At 73.0% G+C, this 15027-nt stretch carries 14 protein-coding genes; 2 read left to right on the top strand and 12 right to left on the bottom strand.

Annotated features, from left to right (window positions below):
• Positions 1 to 5 precede the first annotated feature (5 nt).
• The 7 genes from mctP to ACLQ2W_RS19340 all read right to left on the bottom strand — a co-directional run bounded on the left by mctP (position 6) and on the right by ACLQ2W_RS19340 (position 6775).
• Positions 6 to 1655 carry a monocarboxylate uptake permease MctP gene (gene mctP / locus ACLQ2W_RS19370; protein WP_425787633.1) on the bottom strand — a complete coding sequence of 550 codons (1650 nt, stop codon included), beginning with the start codon at positions 1653 to 1655 and terminating at the stop codon, positions 6 to 8.
• Positions 1655 to 1900 (bottom strand): DUF3311 domain-containing protein, encoded by a 246-nt coding sequence (locus ACLQ2W_RS19365; RefSeq protein WP_281936910.1) that lies wholly within the window; start codon positions 1898 to 1900, stop codon positions 1655 to 1657. Before ACLQ2W_RS19365 ends, mctP begins: the two co-directional genes overlap by 1 nt.
• Before the next feature lie 133 nt (positions 1901 to 2033).
• Positions 2034 to 3245 carry a bifunctional RNase H/acid phosphatase gene (locus ACLQ2W_RS19360; protein ID WP_425787632.1) on the bottom strand — a complete coding sequence of 404 codons (1212 nt, stop codon included), beginning with the start codon at positions 3243 to 3245 and terminating at the stop codon, positions 2034 to 2036.
• A gap of 5 nt (positions 3246 to 3250) precedes the next feature.
• Complete coding sequence (locus ACLQ2W_RS19355) at positions 3251 to 3988, bottom strand: zinc ribbon domain-containing protein (RefSeq protein ID WP_281936913.1); 738 nt, start codon at positions 3986 to 3988, stop codon at positions 3251 to 3253.
• Positions 3985 to 4815: a Nif3-like dinuclear metal center hexameric protein gene (locus tag ACLQ2W_RS19350; protein WP_425787878.1), complete on the bottom strand. Its 831-nt coding sequence runs from the start codon at positions 4813 to 4815 to the stop codon at positions 3985 to 3987. Before ACLQ2W_RS19350 ends, ACLQ2W_RS19355 begins: the two co-directional genes overlap by 4 nt.
• Before the next feature lie 138 nt (positions 4816 to 4953).
• Complete coding sequence (locus ACLQ2W_RS19345; protein WP_425787631.1) at positions 4954 to 5529, bottom strand: flavoprotein; 576 nt, start codon at positions 5527 to 5529, stop codon at positions 4954 to 4956.
• A gap of 16 nt (positions 5530 to 5545) precedes the next feature.
• The gene (locus ACLQ2W_RS19340; RefSeq protein WP_425787630.1) at positions 5546 to 6775 is read right to left on the bottom strand and encodes a helix-turn-helix domain-containing protein; all 1230 of its coding nucleotides are present in this window, start codon (positions 6773 to 6775) and stop codon (positions 5546 to 5548) included.
• A 216-nt stretch (positions 6776 to 6991) separates the two neighbouring features.
• Between ACLQ2W_RS19340 and ACLQ2W_RS19335 the strand changes: the two genes are divergently transcribed.
• Entirely contained in the window at positions 6992 to 7663 is a 672-nt protein-coding gene (locus tag ACLQ2W_RS19335) for a bifunctional DNA primase/polymerase (RefSeq protein ID WP_425787629.1), read from the top strand.
• Between the two features lie 275 nt (positions 7664 to 7938).
• Here the strand turns inward: ACLQ2W_RS19335 and ACLQ2W_RS19330 are convergent, their stop codons facing one another.
• The 5 genes from ACLQ2W_RS19330 to ACLQ2W_RS19310 are packed head-to-tail and all read right to left on the bottom strand — an operon-like array spanning position 7939 to position 14203.
• Positions 7939 to 8664, bottom strand: coding sequence for an FAD:protein FMN transferase (locus tag ACLQ2W_RS19330; protein WP_425787877.1), 726 nt, complete (start codon positions 8662 to 8664; stop codon positions 7939 to 7941).
• Positions 8665 to 8714: 50 nt separating this feature from the next.
• Positions 8715 to 9311, bottom strand: coding sequence for an FMN-binding protein (locus ACLQ2W_RS19325; RefSeq protein WP_425787628.1), 597 nt, complete (start codon positions 9309 to 9311; stop codon positions 8715 to 8717).
• A 13-nt stretch (positions 9312 to 9324) separates the two neighbouring features.
• Positions 9325 to 10740, bottom strand: coding sequence for a ferredoxin reductase family protein (locus ACLQ2W_RS19320; RefSeq protein WP_425787627.1), 1416 nt, complete (start codon positions 10738 to 10740; stop codon positions 9325 to 9327).
• Positions 10737 to 12110 carry a DUF1501 domain-containing protein gene (locus tag ACLQ2W_RS19315; RefSeq protein ID WP_425787876.1) on the bottom strand — a complete coding sequence of 458 codons (1374 nt, stop codon included), beginning with the start codon at positions 12108 to 12110 and terminating at the stop codon, positions 10737 to 10739. Before ACLQ2W_RS19315 ends, ACLQ2W_RS19320 begins: the two co-directional genes overlap by 4 nt.
• 14 nt (positions 12111 to 12124) lie before the next feature.
• Positions 12125 to 14203 (bottom strand): DUF1800 domain-containing protein, encoded by a 2079-nt coding sequence (locus ACLQ2W_RS19310; RefSeq protein ID WP_425787626.1) that lies wholly within the window; start codon positions 14201 to 14203, stop codon positions 12125 to 12127.
• Positions 14204 to 14760: 557 nt separating this feature from the next.
• Between ACLQ2W_RS19310 and ACLQ2W_RS19305 the strand changes: the two genes are divergently transcribed.
• A complete protein-coding gene (locus ACLQ2W_RS19305; protein WP_425787625.1) occupies positions 14761 to 15018 on the top strand; it encodes a DUF3040 domain-containing protein in 258 nt (85 codons plus the stop codon).
• Positions 15019 to 15027: the final 9 nt, after the last annotated feature.

Genomic DNA, 15027 nt, shown 5'->3' with positions numbered 1-15027 from the left:
TCCTTTCACGCGACGGGTTCGGGGGCGGGGTCGGCGCGGTCGGCGGAGACGCGGGGCGTGCCCTCGTCGGCGAAGTAGTCGTCCGGCGTGGTGCCGTCCGGACCGTCGGCCACCTTCGCGGCCCGCAGCACCAGCGTGCCCAGCGCGGCCACCACCAGGTTCACCAGCACCGCCACGATCCCCACGTAGATCGTCTTCTTGGTGTCGAAGCCGAACTCGGAGAGCGGGAACGCCGAGCCGGCGAAGTGCTTCTTCCCGGTCGCCGGGTTGCCGATCTGGTAGAGCATCCACATGCCCAGGCCCATGCCGGCCACCCAGCCGGCGATCAGCGCACCCCGGTGGAACCAACGGGTGTAGAGGCCCAGCGCCACCGCCGGCAGCGTCTGGAGGATGATCACGCCGCCGATGAGCTGGAGGTCGATGGAGAACTGCGGGTCGAGGAAGACGATGCAGGCCACCGCGCCGACCTTCACCACCAGCGAGGTGATCTTCGAGACGTTCGCCTCCTGCGCCGGCGTCGCGTCCCGCTTCAGGTACTCCTTGTAGATGTTGCGGGTGAACAGGTTCGCCGCCGCGATCGACATGATCGCCGCCGGCACCAGCGCGCCGATGCCGATGGCCGCGTACGCGACGCCGGCGAACCAGTCCGGGAACTGTTGGTCGAACAGCAGCGGCACCACCGTGTTGCCGTCGACGCTGCCGGCCTTGGCTCCGGGCAGCGGCTTCACGTTCGCCGCGATGGCCATGTAGCCGAGCAGCGCGATCAACCCGAGCAGCAGGCTGTACGCCGGCAGCGCGGACATGTTCCGCTTGATCACGTCCCGGTTCCGGCTGGCCAGCACGCCGGTGATGCTGTGCGGGTAGAGGAACAGCGCCAGCGCCGAGCCGAACGCCAGCGTCACGTACTGGAGCTGGTTGTTGGCGTTGAGCAGGATGCCGTCGTTCGGGTTGTTGGCCGTCGCCTGGAACTTCGCGTCGGCGGCGTCGAAGATGCTGCCCCAGCCGCCCAGCTTGTAGGGCAGGTAGACCACCGCCACCAGGATCACGACGTAGATCAGCGAGTCCTTCACGAACGCGATGAGCGCCGGCGCGCGCAGCCCGGACTGGTAGGTGTAGGCGGCCAGGATCGCGAACGCGATGATGATCGGCAGGTGCCGGGCCACCGCGCTGTCCCCGGTGACGCCCATGGTCTTGAGCACCGCCTCGATGCCGACGAGCTGCAACGCGATGTACGGCATGGTGGCGACGATGCCGGTGATGGCGACCAGCAGCGCCAGGACCGGCGAACCGAACCGGTTGCGGACGAAGTCGGCCGGGGTGACGAAGCCGTGCCGGTGCGAGACCGACCAGAGCCGGCACAGCACCAGGAACACCAGCGGATAGATGACGATCGTGTAGGGCACGGCGAAGAACCCGGCCGCGCCGGCCCCGAAGATCAGCGCCGGCACCGCCACGAACGTGTACGCGGTGTAGAGGTCACCGCCGACCAGGAACCAGGTGATCCAGCCGCCGAAGCTGCGCCCGCCCAGCCCCCACTCGTCGAGGTGGGCCATGTCCTGCGGCCGGCGCCACCGGGCGGCCACGAAGCCCATGGCGCTGACCAGCAGGAACAGCACGGAGAAGACGATGATCTCGGTGAGGTGGTCACGCCACATCAGTGGTCACCCCGCTTCTTCTTGGTCATCTGGTAGACCAGCGTGGTGGTGCCGACGCCCAGCAGGATCCAGGCCAGTTGCAGCCAGTAGAAGCGCGGGAACCCGAACAGCCGGGGCGAGTCGGCGTTGAAGAAGGCCGGGATCAGCGGCACCACGATCGGGATGAAGAGCAGCCAGTTCCAGGGGCTCTTGTCTTTCGCCCGGGAACGCGCCGTGTCCAGCGCCTCCGGTTCCGGTGTGGCCATTGACAACCTCCGGGAAGTCGTAGCGGGCCAGGTGACGGCCGGAGGCTACGACCCGGTGAACCCGGTCACATTCGACAGGCGGACGTCGATGCGCCGAACGGCCGCCCGGCTGCGCCGAACGGCCGACTCCCGGTCAGAGGTCGGTGAGGTGGGCGGTGTCGTTGACCGAGCGGACCGCGACGCCGCCGTCCGGGTACAGGTCGAGCACCGAGACGCCGGCGGTGTCCAGGTAGAGCCGGTGCAGGAACGCGTCACCGGCGGCCAGCGCGTCGCGCAGCACCAGCTTGATCGGCGAGACGTGCGAGACCACCACCACGGTCTCCCCCGGGTACGCCGACCGCAGCCGGTCCACCGCCCGGCCGGTGCGTTCGGCCACCGCGGCGAACGACTCCCCCTCCGGCGGCGCGACCCGGGTGGAGGCGAGCCAGGCGTCCAACTCGCCCGCCCAGCCGTCCCGCACCTCGGCGAACGTGCGCCCCTCCCAGACCCCGAAGTCGCACTCGATCAGGTCGTCGTCGGTGCGTACCGGCGGGTTGCCGACCAGCGCGGCGACCGCCCTGGCGGTGGCCGTACACCGGGACAGCGGTGAGCTGACCACGGCCGCGACGGACGGCGCCAGCGCGGCCACCCGGGCGGCGGTGGCCCGGGCCTGGGCCCGGCCCCGCGCGGTCAGCGGCACGTCGCCGCGACCGGAGTACTGCTTCTGCACGGTGCGGTCGGTCTCCCCGTGCCGCACCAGGATCAACCGGGTGCCCTCCTCGGTCGGGCGCGGCTCCCAGGAGGCCGGCGTGGTGGCCGGGTCGGTGCCGGTGGCCTTCGCGGTGGCGGCGCGGGCGGCCACCTCGCGGGCGGCGGCCCGGGCCGCCGAGTCGGGGCCGGCGACCTCGCGCGGCGGCTGCGCGGCACGCGGCGCCGCCGCCGTCGGGCCGCGGCCGGCGGCGGCGTCCATGGCGGCGTTGGCCAGCGCGTCGGCGTGCTTGTTGCGCTCCCGGGGGATCCAGGTGAACCGGACGGCGGTGAACCGGCCGACCAGCCCGGCGGCCTGGGCGGCCAGCGGGCGCAGCCCGGGGTGCTTGATCTGCCAGCGGCCGCACATCTGCTCGACCACCAGCTTGGAGTCCATCCGCGCCTCGACCTCGGCCGCGCCCAGCTCGGCGGCGGCCTCCAGCCCGGCGATGAGGCCCCGGTATTCGGCCACGTTGTTCGTCGCCGTGCCGATTCCCGCCGAGCGTTCGGCCAGCACCTCACCGGTCTCCGGGTCCCGGACCACCGCGCCGTAGCCGGCCGGGCCCGGATTGCCCCGGGAGCCGCCGTCGGCCTCGATCACGACCGCGCGTACCGCCACGGCGGCTACAGCCCCGACTCGTTGGTCCGGACCATGATCCGGCGGCACTCCTCGCAGCGGACCACGTCGTCCGGGTCCGACTTGCGGATCCGGGCCAGGTCGGCGCCGGACAGCTCCAGCCGGCAGCCGCCGCAGCGACCGCCGGTGAGCAGCGCGGCGCCCATCCCGGTGTCCTCGCGGATCTTGTCGTAGAGCGTGACCAGGTCCGCCGGCAGGTCACCGGCGAGCGGCTGCCGGGAGGTGCGCTTGAACTCCTCCTCCTTGGCGATCTCGGCGAGTGCGTCGTCGCGGCGCTGCTCGGTCGCGGCCCGGCGCTCCCGGGCCTCGGCGATCCGGCTCTCGATGCCGTCGAGCACGCCCTGCGCGGTCTCCCGCTGCTCCATCAGCTCCAGCTCGGCGTCCTCCAGGTCGCTCTGCCGGCGGTTCAGCGAGACCAGCTCGTGCTGGAGCGCCTCCAGCTCCCGGGCCGGGCCACTGCCCGAGGCCAGCCGGGCCTCGTCCTTGCTCTTGCGCGCCCGTACCTGGTCGACGTCCTTCTCCAGCCGGGCGATGTCCCGGTCCAGGTCGTCGACGGCCACCTGGGCGCGGACCCGCTCGTCCTCCAGCGCCGACAGCTCGCGCGCGAGCGCCTCCAGCTCGGCCCGTTCCGGCAGGCTGCGGCGACGGTGCGCCAACTGGGCGAGCGTGGTGTCGATCGCCTGGAGGTCGAGCAGGCGACGCTGCACCTTCGGGTCAGCCTTCACGGTCGGGGCTCCTTGTCGTCCGGTCGGGGCGCGGCGGCGTGCAGGGTCCAGGGGTCGGTGTCCAGGTCGGACACCACGGTCTCGACGCCGAGGTCGTCGGCCAGGTGGGCGGCCAGGTCGTCCAGCCAGGGCCGTTCGGTCGCCCAGTGGGCGGCGTCCAGCAGGGCCGGGCCCCCGGCGGCGAGGTGCTCGCCGGCCGGATGGTGGCGCAGGTCCGCGGTGAGGAACGCGTCCACCCCGGCCGCCGCCGCCTCGGCCAGGAAGGCGTCCCCCGAGCCGCCGCTGACGGCGAGGGTACGAACCATACGCCCGGGATCCCCGGCGGCGCGAACGCCCCAGGCGGTGACCGGAAGCACGTCGGCGGCCAGCCGGGTCAGCTCGGCCAGCGTGACCGGCGTGGGCAGCTCGCCGACGCGGCCGATGCCCCGGCCGGGCGCGTCGGCCGGTGAGCCGGGGCGGGGCCGGTGCAGCGGACGCAACCCGGTCAGCCCGAACCGGGCGGCGAGCGCGTCGGACACGCCGGGGTCGGCCACGTCGGCGTTGGTGTGCGCCACGTACAGGGCGACGTCGGCCTTGATCAGCCGGTGCACGATCCGGCCCTTGAACGTGGTGGCGGCCACCGAGGAGACGCCGCGCAGCAGCAGCGGGTGGTGCGCGACGATCATGTCGGCGCCGGCGGCGAGCGCCTCGTCCACCGTCTCCGGGACCACGTCGACCACGCAGGCGACCCGGCGGACCGGCTGGTCGGGCTCGCCCACCACCAGGCCGACCCGGTCCCACTCCTCCGCCCAGGCGGGCGGGTAGCGGCGGTCCAGGGCGGCCACCACGTCGGCGACCGTGGGCGGCGATCCGGTTGTGCTCACGGCCGGCCAGCTTACCGGCCGTCCGGCGGTTTCCACGCCCACGGCGTTAAGCGGGGCCCCCTGCACCACCGAATGCGTTAACAAGGGGCCCGTGCTTACACCTCAGGCGGCCAACGGGCGGGCCGCGCCGCGCAGGGCGGCCAGGCCGGCCTCCCAGGGGAACGCGTCCAGGTGCTGCTCGCCGGTCCCGGGCGGGTGCAGGCGTACGACGTGGTCGCCGAAGACCACCCGGACGCCCCACTCGGCGAGCCGGTTCAGGCTGGCCCGGAACGCCGGGTGCCCGGCCATCGCCACGTTGGTGAACGGGACCGCCGCGATCGGCACGCCGAGCCCCTGCGCCTCGATCAGCAGGCCGAGCGCGAGCGTGTCGGTGATGCCCGCCGCCCACTTGTTGACCGTGTTGACCGTCGCCGGGCAGACCAGCATGGCGTCCGCCGGGGGCAGCACGTCCGGGTCACCCGGGTGCTTGTAGTGCGTACGGACCGGGTGGCCGGTCTGCCGCGCCAACGCCGCCTGGTCGACGAACTTCGCGCCGTCCGGTGTGGTGACCACGCAGACCGTCCAGCCGTCGGACCGGGCGAGGTCGACCAGCCGGCCGACGTGACGGGCCAGCGGCGAACCGCAGGCGATGACGTAGAGCACCCCGCGGTGCCCGTCGCTGGTGTGCGGGTCGCTCATCGGCCCCGGCCCGCGCTCATACTCCGACTCCCATGTGCTCAGCCAACTCGGCAATCGGCGGTGGCGGCGCACCACGTGTGCGACGGAGCACGTTCGACATCAGTTCGTGGGCGATCGGCCGGCACCGGATGTCGGAGGGCGCGAGTCGGTCGCCCTGCAACAGCATGTCGCCGGCGCTGGCGATGTCGCCGATCTGGGCGTACCCCCGGGCCAGGTCGAGCAGGTGGTGCGCGCGCCGCTCGGGCAGCAGTGCGTTGAACGCGGCGACGTCCAACCGATTGTGGGTCTCCACCGCCCGGCCGCCGTCGCCCAGCTCGACCGCCGCGGCGGCGCGGTGCAGCTCCAGGTTGGTCGGGCCGAACGACGTCCAGTAGTGGTTGTGGTCACCGCCGAGCCGGTCGGCCGCCTCGGCGGCGCCGCTGATCAGGTCGTCCACGGTCGCCGAGTCGCCGGTGCGGGCGGCGGCCATCGCGCCCTGGAGCAGCAGCGAGCCGTAGACCGAGAGATGCCGGGGGTCGGCGTCGTTGTCGCCGCCGGCGGCGAGCCGGTTGGCGATCCGCACGTTGAGTTCGAGCGCGGGGCGGGGACGGCCCATCGCGACGAGCGCGTTGCAGACCCGGGTGGTGGCGATGCCGGCGAGCAGCGGGTCGTCGGCCCGCTGGGCCACCGCCATCGACCGGTCGGCGGCCAGCCAGGCCAGGTTGCACTCGCCCAGCTTGCGCAGCACCGAGGAGGCGATCTGGTAGACCTGCCCGAGCAGGTGGGCGGCCTCCCGACCCTGGTCGTCGCCGCCGTAGACGGCGTCCGCCGCCTGGGCGTCGCGCAGCAGCTTGGGCAGCGCCCGGGTGAGCATGCCGTAGCGGCCGTACTGGTAGGTGAGCCAGGCGTGGTTGACCGCCTTGCGCATGTCGGCGAGCGGTGGCGGGTACGGCGCCGCGTCGAAGTAGGCGCTCATCGAGTCGTAGCGCTCCAGGGCGGAGCGGATCTCCTCCACCTCGACCTGGTCGATGCAGTTGAGCGCGTCGCTGCGGCGCTCCGGGTCCTTGCCGTGCAGCAGTTGCACGTCGATCTGGAGGATGTCGGCGATCTCGTAGAGCACGGAGAACTTGTCCAACCGGCGGACCCCGCGCTCCACCTTGTCCACCCAGCTCTTGGACTTGCCGAGCCGGTCGGCGAAGACCTGTTGGGACATCTTGCGACGGCTCCGCCAGTACGCCACCCGCCGGCCTATGGGTAGTTCGTCCATCCCCACACCCTCCCCCTGTCGGCGCCGGCCGGTCACCGCACGTTCACCAGATTTGCCCTGGTCGCACAGGTTGTACGTCAGCCGTCCAGCCAGTTCTCATAGTTTTCGTGCAAGTTGCACCGGCCATTCGTCAGGTCAACGATCCCGGGTTACGGCAGTGACGGTTCTCGACGCGTGGCGGTGGACGATTCGGTGGGGCGAGAGGGGATGGCACACATGTGGGGGAACGTCCGACCGCGCGTCGCTCACCTGTCGCCGCTGGAGCGGGTGCGGCTGCGACGGGTCGCGATCCGGTACGCGCTGCACGGCTGGCCGGTCACGCCCGGCGCCTGCCTCGCCAACAGTCGCTTCGTCTGCGGCCGGGCCGGCTGCCCCACGGTGGGCTGCCACCCCGCGCTGGAGGAGTGGGACGACGCGGCCAGCGCCGACCCGGCCCGGGTGGCCACCTGGTGGCGCAGCCGCCCACACGGGGTGCTGCTGCCCACCGGGCGCGCGTTCGACGTGCTGGAGGTCGCCGCTCACCTGGGCCGGCAGGTGCTGGAGACGGTCGCCGCCCACCCGGCCGGCTTCGGCGTACGCGGGCCGGTGCTGGTCACCCCGACCGGCCGCTGGATGTTCCTGGTCCGCCCCGGCGACCCGCTGCGACCGGAGCTGGAACACTGCTTCCACGTGGTGCGGCACGGCCCCGGCTCGTGGATCCCGGCCCCGCCCACCCGACTGCCCGAGGGCGCGGTGCGCTGGGCGGTCGCCCCGGAACAGGCCCGCTGGCAGCTCCCCGACTCCTACCTGGTGCAGAACGCGCTGATCGCGGCGTTGCGGGCAGCCGGCGTCACGCTCACCCCGGAGCTGTTCCCCGGTCACCTCCCGCTGCCCCGTCGGGGTCGCTGACCCGACTGTCGCCGAGAGCGACTCCCCGGCACCGGGCTCGTTGAGCCTGGCGAGAGCGCGTACGCGCCAGAGCGGGGGTTGAGGATGTCCAGGGACGACGCGGCCCGCCACACCGGCGGCACGGAACCAGCACGGCACCGCCGGCGCCCGCACCCGTGGGGCTTCACCCGCCCGCGCGGTGCCCGCCCCGGCCGACCCCGCCCCACCGGCTCCCGCCCCGCCATCCTGCACCGCCCGCTCCGCTGATCCCGCCGACCCGGCCCCGGCCGGGCGGATCAGGGGAGCACCGGCAGGGCGTGGGAGCGGAGGAGACGGGCGTCGTCCGTCACCACGGCGTGCCGCCAGGGCGCGGGAAGCCGGTCCAGCCAGGCGATGCCGGGCTCGCCCATGGCCACCGCCGCCGTCGCGTACGCGTCCGCCATGCCCAGGTCCGGGCCGACCACGGTGACCGAACGCAGGCCGACCGCCGGCGTGCCCCGGCGCGGGTCGACCACGTGGTGGCCGCGCTCGTAGACACCCGAGGTGGCGACCGCCAGGTCGGTGCCGGTCAGCACCAGACAGGTGGCCGCCGGGTCCCACGGATGCCGCACCCCGATCCGCCACGGCTCGCCGGTCGGGCTGTGCCCCCGGACCCGGACGTCGCCGCCCGCGTTCACGCAGTGGTTCGGGGCGCCGGCCGCCGCCAGCCGGTCCGAGGCGATCTGTGCCGCCCACCCCTTCACGTAGCCGGACGGGTCCAGCCGCCCGGTGGCGTACGCGTCGAAGAAGCCGTCCGTGGCCGTCCACAGGTCGGCGCAGCGCGCCAGCACCGCGCGCAGGTCGCCGGAGGCGTCGACCGCCCGCAGCTCGCCCCGGTCCAGCCGGCACACCTCGCTGTCGTCCCGGTACGTGCTGAACCGGGCGTCCACCTCGCGCAGCCAGTCGAACGTGCGCTCGGCCAGCTCGTGCGACGTGGCGGCGGGCAGGTCGTCGGCCAGGTCGAGGCTGATCGCCGTACCCATGATCTGCTCGACCCGGCGCAGGCCGGGCCGGCCGGCGGCGGCCAACCGCGTCACGCCTTGTCGAGGGCGGACTGCAACGACTGCTTGTACGCGGTGCTGGTGTACGTGGCGCCGGAGACGGTGTTCAGGTTGGCGCTCTGCTTCGCCACCACCTCGCCGGAGCTGCCGCTGTAGCGGGCCTGCACGTCGTCGGCGCGCTGCCCCTCCTGCCCGCCGACCGGCATGTCCAGCCCGGTCGCGTCGACGATGCGGCTGCCGCTCAGCGTGATCTGCACCCGCAGCGACCCGTACCGGTAGGTGACGGTCGGCCCGGTGACCGTCCGCGTGGTGGGCTTCGGTGCCTTCGTGGTGGTCTTCGGCGCGGCCGGGGCGGTCCGGGTCCGGGTGCTGGTCCGGGTCGCCGGGGTCCGGTCGGCGGAGGGCTTCGCGCTCGGCTTCGCCGAGGTGTTGGGCGCCGCCGACGGCGTCACGCCGGCCGCGGTGGGCGGCGGGGCGTCGGGCGCGGGTGAGCCGCCCGGCGCGACCGGGGCCGACGCGGCCGGCACGTCACCGGCGGTGGCCTGCCCGGCGCCGGGGCCGCCCTTGAGGACCACAAGCGCGGTGGTGCCGGCGGCCAGTCCGGTGATCGCGATCAGCGCGCGACGCATGGTGGGTGCCTTCCTACAGCTCGAACGCGGTGAGGTGGATCTGGCGGCGGGGCACGCCGGCCGCCCGCAGCGCCCGCACGGTCTCGTCGACCAGGCCGCCCGGCCCGCACAGGTAGACGTCGCGGCGGGTCAGGTCGGGCACCAGGCGGCGCAGCCCTTCCGGGTTCATCACCTGGCGGGGCCCGGGGTCGTCGCGGCGGCCGATGACGTACCAGACCGAGGTCTGCCGGGCCTGGGCGAGCCAGTCCAGCTCCTGGTGCAGCAGCACGTCGGCCGGGGTACGCGCGCGGTAGATCAGCGCCGCGCCGGGCGGCAGCTCCTCCAGCATGGCCCGCAGCGGCGCGATGCCACTGCCGCCGGCGATGAGCAGCGCCCGCTCCCGGGTGCGGTGCGCGGCGGTGAACGTGCCGGACGGGCCCTCCGCCCACACCCGGGTGCCCGGGGTGAGGTCACGCAGGTCGGCGGTGTGCCCGCCGACCACCTTCACGGTGAGCCGCAGCCAGCGGCCGTTGGCCGCCGCCGAGACCGAGAACGGGTGCGACTGCCACCAGCCGCCGGGGTTGAGGAACCGCCAGCGGAAGTACTGGCCGCCGAGCATGTCGATCTGGTTGAGCCGCTGCCCGGTCAGATAGACCGAGACGGTGTCCGGGCTCTCCGCCACCACGTCGGCCACCCGCAGCCGGTGCCGGAGGTTGAACACCAGCGGCGCGATGATCCGGCCCCACGCCAGCGCGGCCACCACCAGCAGGTACGCGGCGATCCAGCCGGTGCGCACCGGCCCCGGCTCGTAGAGCTGGGCACCGTTGCTGAACTGGTGCGCGTAGCCGAGCAGCAGGGTGAGATAGCTGGTCAGGTGCAGCACGTACCAGAGTTCGTAGGGCAGCCGGCGGCGGATGCCGCGGACCGCGGTGAACCCGACCACCACCATGATCCCGGCGGCCACGAACGCGGAGAGCATGTCCTCGTAGTCGGTGAGCAGCGCGCCGACCTCACCGAACACCGAGTTGCGCTCCTGCCGGGCGTAGCCCACCACCAGCAGCGCCATGTGCGTGAGCACCGCCACCAGCAGTGTCGCGCCGAGGTCCCGGTGCAGCCGGGAGATCCGCTCGCCGCCCAGCGCCCGTTCCAGCACGCCGAGCCGGCTCATCGCCAGCACCTGCACCAGCAGCAGGTAACCGGCGATCAGGCCGGTGATCCGGCCACCGGCGGTGAGCAGGTCGGCGGTGTCGGCCAGCGAGCCGGCCGGGGTGTCCAGCCACCACGGCAGGACCGCGACGACCAGACCGAGCCAGAACGCCGCCGCGAGCGCCCGCCGGCCGCCGGGCCCGCGACGCGGCCGGCCCGGTGGTACGGGAGCAGCCGGACGGCCGCCGTACGGGGCGGAGTGCCCGGTACGACGGCCGGCGGCGTCGGTGTGCTGATACGTCACGCGTACATCTTGATCGGGGTGAACTTCTGCCGGGGGAAGACCTTGTCCACCTGGGCGGCGGTCAGGCCGAAGCGGCCCTGCGCCACCGACCCGTAGACGTTGAACATGTTGTTGTACTCCGGCACGTCGCCGCTGTCCAACTTGTCCAGGCCGTTCCAGGTGCCCAGCAGCGAGCCGGCGAGCTTGCGCCCGGACAGCACGGTGACCACGCCGCCGTGCCCGTGGTCGGTTCCGCCGCTGTTCGAGGCGACCCGCCGGCCGAACTCGCTGGACACCATGACCGTCACGTCCGCGGCCTTGTCACCCAGGTCGGTGAAGAACGCGGCCATGGCGTTGGCCAGCTCGTTGAGTCGCCGCCAGAGCTGGCCGCCCTCGCTGGTGCCCTGGTTCTCGTGGGTGTCGTAGCCGCCCATGCCGACGGTCGCCACCCGCACGTTCGCCCCGCCCTTGATGAGCTGGGCGAGCTGCTGGAACGCGTTCCCGACGCCCTCGTACTTGACGCCGGCCGCGGCGGCGTACGGCTTGGCGGCGAGCTTCTGGGCGGTGGACAGCGCGCCCATGCCCTCGATGACCGCCTCCTCCACCGGGTGGTTGATGCCGGTGAACAGGCCGCGGATCGCCTTCTCGGTGGCCGCGCGGTACTTGTCGTCGCCGTTGAGCCGCAGCTCACCGACGTTGTTGAGGGAGATCGCGCCGTTCACGCCGACAAGCGAGCGGGGCAGCGTGCTGCCGATCCCGACGCTGCGGAACGCGGTGCCCTTGCCGAGCGTGTCGACCAGGCTGTCCAGCCAGCCCCGGCCGCCGGTCTCGCCGGGCAGGCCACCCAGGTTGCAGGCGTCGGCGGCCTGGAAGTGGCTGCGGGACAGCCGCGGGTCCGACACGGCCGGCACGAAGCCGAGCTGGCCGGCCTTGAGCCACTTCTCCAGCGGAGCGAACGCGCTGGTCAGCTTGAAGCCGCGGGCCAGGGCCAGCGAGTCGTTGCCGAGCAGCAGGTCGGGGCGGGACTTGCCGAGCACCGGGTCGTTCGCCGGGGCGACCAGGCTCAGACCGTCCAGCCCGCCGTAGAGGAAGACGTGGATCAGCGTGCCGGTCTTGGTCGCCGCGAACGACGCCGAGGTGGTCACGAACTGCGCGGTCGCCAGCGCGGTCGCGGTGGCCGCCGCGCCGGCCACGAAGGTACGCCGGGTGACGCCCCGGCCGTCCTGCTGGGCCTCCTCGACCTCCTCCAGGCGGCGGTACCGGTCGGCCTCGGCCGCGTTCTCGGCCGCGACGATGTCCGCCTCCGCGCGCAGCAGCGCCTCGGCCGGGTTGTCGGCCAGTCGCCGCACGTCGGGGCATTCGGGGTGCAGGGGGTACGGGTTCACGGTCATCTCCATCGAATGCCTCACCGGAGGTGGTGCTGGGGGGACGCGAGGATCGTCCGCGCGACCGCGGCGATGGCCCCGTTGAAGGTGGCGTCGACCTTGGCGCCCTCGGACACCCCGGCCACGGCGAGCACGAGCTTCTTCTCCTTGGCGCTCAGCTTCTGGTGCACGAGCTTCTGCGCCAACGCGTCCACGTACGCCCCGGCGGTCGTCGGCGGCTTCGCCACCAGCTTCTCCGGCTTCACGTAGGTGAACTGCTTGCGCCAGCCGCCGAGCAGGTCGCCGGCCTCGTTCCAGCCGTCGACCATGGTGCCGGCCGAGGTCCAGGCGAGGTAGACGTCGGCGTAGCCGTCCGGGGTGGGCTTGCCCATCGGGTACTGGCCCAGCTCGCGCATCTTGTCCTGGATCTGCCGCAGGCCCTGCGCGAACGGCGTACGCCGCTGGTCGCCCTCGAAGCCGGCGGTCGCGTCCGGGCCCACGCCCAGCGACCGGTACGTGGCGACCAGGTACTCCATCGGGCGGCGGACCTTCTGGCCGACGGCGGCCCAGAACTCCGAGGAGCTGAACAGCGTCGCCAGCACCGGCCGGATCTGGCCCTTGTTGGTGGTGTACGCCTTCGCCAGCCGGTCCACGATCGACTTCGGCGGCGTGTCGGAGACGAACCGGGTGGCCAGGTTCTGGGCCACGTACTTCGCGGTCGAGGGGTGCAGCGCGATGTACCTGATGTACGAGTCGATCACCTTGTCGGCGACCTTCGGGTCGTTCGAGTTGTTGGCGTGGCTGAACCCGAGGATCTTCACCTTGCCGACGTAGTGCCGGTCGCCGAAGAACATGTACTTGCCGTCCGCGACGCCCCGCCCGGTCTGGAGCATGGCGGCCTGCCGCACGTCCTTCTCGGTGTAGCCGCCGTCGACGCCGACCGAGTACAGCTCCAGGTTCTCCCGGGCCAGGTTCTCGTTGATCGCGTCCTTGCGCGAGTCGACCTGGTTCAGGTAGAGCAGCAGCGCCGGGTGCTTGTTCGCGGCGACCAGCATCTCCGGGTAGCTGCCCAGCGCGTGCTTGCGGATGACGTCCTTGTCGAACGAGTTGCGGTACGTCTCGCCGCCGTCGAAGTCGGCGGCGACGTGCAGGAAGTCGTTCCAGAAGTCGACCATCACCTCGAAGAGCTGGCGGTCGGACCAGATCTGCCGGGCGATGGTGGCGTCCACCGTCTCCCGGGCCGGGTCGACGCCGCGCTCGTTGAGCTGGTCGCGCTGGTCGCGGAGCTGGGTCGGGCTGAGCTTCAGCGAGGGCAGCTCGGCCAGCTTCAGCTCGGCCTTGGTCGGGGCGATCTTCTCCGGCTCCAACTGCTGGCGCAGCCAGTTGTCGATGCCGAGCTTCTTGATGTCGGCGATCACCTTGGGCGTCGGGCCGAACGTGGTCCGGCTGGCCAGGTGGCGGATCGGGTCCTTGGCGAGCACCGTCTTCACGGTCACCTCGGTCGCCGCCGCGGCAGCCGCCGGGCTGCCGAAGATCCGGCCGCCGGTCGGGGCGTTGCGCTTGAGCGCCGCGCCCGCCCGGGAGCCCATGTAGCTCTCGTTCTGCTCGGTGTAGGTCCGCACCGTGCTGGGCTGCTGGCCGCTGGGCCGCGCCTGGGTGCCGTCGGTGGTCACCGTGCCGGTGGCGTCACCGGCCGCCACGTCGTCCGAGAACAGGCCGCGAAGCTGCGGGGAGAGCGCGAAGGCCGCGCCGCCGGCGACCACCGCCGCGCCGCCGAGCGTGGCGAGGGCACGACGCCGGCCACGACTCGGGGCGTCGTCGGAGTCGTCGTCCAGGTTGGGCAGTCCCGGGCCGGCCGGCGGCGGGTACCCACCGGCGGGCTGGGCGTAGCCGGGGTGCGGCTGGGGGTGACCCGCGCCGGGCGCGTGGCCGGCCGGGGCGAAGCCGTTCGGTCCGACCCACTGGGGGCCCGGGGCGGGCTGCGGCGCCGGGGCGGGGTGACCGCCGGCGTACGGGGCGGTGGCGCCCAGGTCGCGGTACCCGTCCGGATGGGGGTGCTGGTATCCGTCCCAGCCGCGGTCGTCCCGAGGTCGACGCGGTGGCACGTTCAGGTCGGCCATGTAGCTATCCCGTTTTCTTCGAGCGCCGGCACGACTGCCACCCGGGGGTTGGGTGGGAGGGGCGGCGACGGTTGCCGGAGAGTTGCTACGGGAAAGTAGCCAGGCCGGACCGGCTGCTCAAGGCGGCCCGGAGCGGCTCCTGAGCACACTTAAGACGGTGCTCAGACCCAGCGCGGGGCCCTCGACGTCGCCCCCTCTCCCCGGCACCCCCCGGAGCAGGGCCGACTCACCCGGCGACCACCTCGACGCGAGGTTTCGCCCGCCATCGGGCCCCAACCCCCCGTTCACCCCCACAGGCAAACTTAAGACACCGCTAAGCCTCCCCTACCCCTCTCCCCCACCCCGCCTCCCCCGCGCCTCCCCTCACCCTCCCTCACCCGCCCGCCGCGCAGATTCACGGAAAGAGTGGCCATTCCGCCTCGGATGGCCACTCTTTCCGTGAAACCGGGCGCTCGTTGTCGGGGGCGGAGGGAAACGAGCAGGGGCAGGGGGGCGTGACGGGCGGGGAATCCGGGTAAGCCGCCGAACCGCTGAAGCCGTGAGGGGAAGGCATCGCCATGCTCAGCCAAGAGGATCAGCGCAGGTTCGAAAAGATCACCCGTCAGCTGCGGGAGAGCGATCCGCGGTTCTTCGCCCGGTTGGACAATCGGATCAGGGGTCGCCGGGGCCGGTACCTGATGCTGTTGACGATCACGCTGTGGGCCTCGCTGCCGGCGATGACCGTGCTGGCCGGACGGTTGGCCGGGGCGATCTGCGCCACGGTGCTGGTCGCCAACGCGGCCCTGATGTGGCGCTTCCGCCACCGCCTGCGGTGAGCGCAAGGA

This window comes from Micromonospora sp. DT227 (assembly GCF_049841835.1).
Taxonomy (GTDB): domain Bacteria; phylum Actinomycetota; class Actinomycetes; order Mycobacteriales; family Micromonosporaceae; genus Micromonospora.
Note: the sequence above shows the minus strand (reverse complement) of the source record. Positions and strands in the feature narration are given on the sequence as shown.

Excerpts from the sequence above, each read along its gene's own strand:
- ACLQ2W_RS19365 (WP_281936910.1), bottom strand. The coding sequence starts at position 1,900 with ATGGCCACACCGGAACCGGAGGCGCTGGACACGGCGCGTTCCCGGGCG.
- ACLQ2W_RS19340 (WP_425787630.1), bottom strand. The coding sequence starts at position 6,775 with ATGGACGAACTACCCATAGGCCGGCGGGTGGCGTACTGGCGGAGCCGT.
- ACLQ2W_RS19335 (WP_425787629.1), top strand. The coding sequence starts at position 6,992 with ATGTGGGGGAACGTCCGACCGCGCGTCGCTCACCTGTCGCCGCTGGAG.
- ACLQ2W_RS19325 (WP_425787628.1), bottom strand. The coding sequence starts at position 9,311 with ATGCGTCGCGCGCTGATCGCGATCACCGGACTGGCCGCCGGCACCACC.
- ACLQ2W_RS19345 (WP_425787631.1), bottom strand. The coding sequence starts at position 5,529 with ATGAGCGACCCGCACACCAGCGACGGGCACCGCGGGGTGCTCTACGTC.
- ACLQ2W_RS19310 (WP_425787626.1), bottom strand. The coding sequence starts at position 14,203 with ATGGCCGACCTGAACGTGCCACCGCGTCGACCTCGGGACGACCGCGGC.
- ACLQ2W_RS19315 (WP_425787876.1), bottom strand. The coding sequence starts at position 12,110 with ATGACCGTGAACCCGTACCCCCTGCACCCCGAATGCCCCGACGTGCGG.
- ACLQ2W_RS19305 (WP_425787625.1), top strand. The coding sequence starts at position 14,761 with ATGCTCAGCCAAGAGGATCAGCGCAGGTTCGAAAAGATCACCCGTCAG.
- ACLQ2W_RS19330 (WP_425787877.1), bottom strand. The coding sequence starts at position 8,664 with ATGGGTACGGCGATCAGCCTCGACCTGGCCGACGACCTGCCCGCCGCC.
- mctP (WP_425787633.1), bottom strand. The coding sequence starts at position 1,655 with ATGTGGCGTGACCACCTCACCGAGATCATCGTCTTCTCCGTGCTGTTC.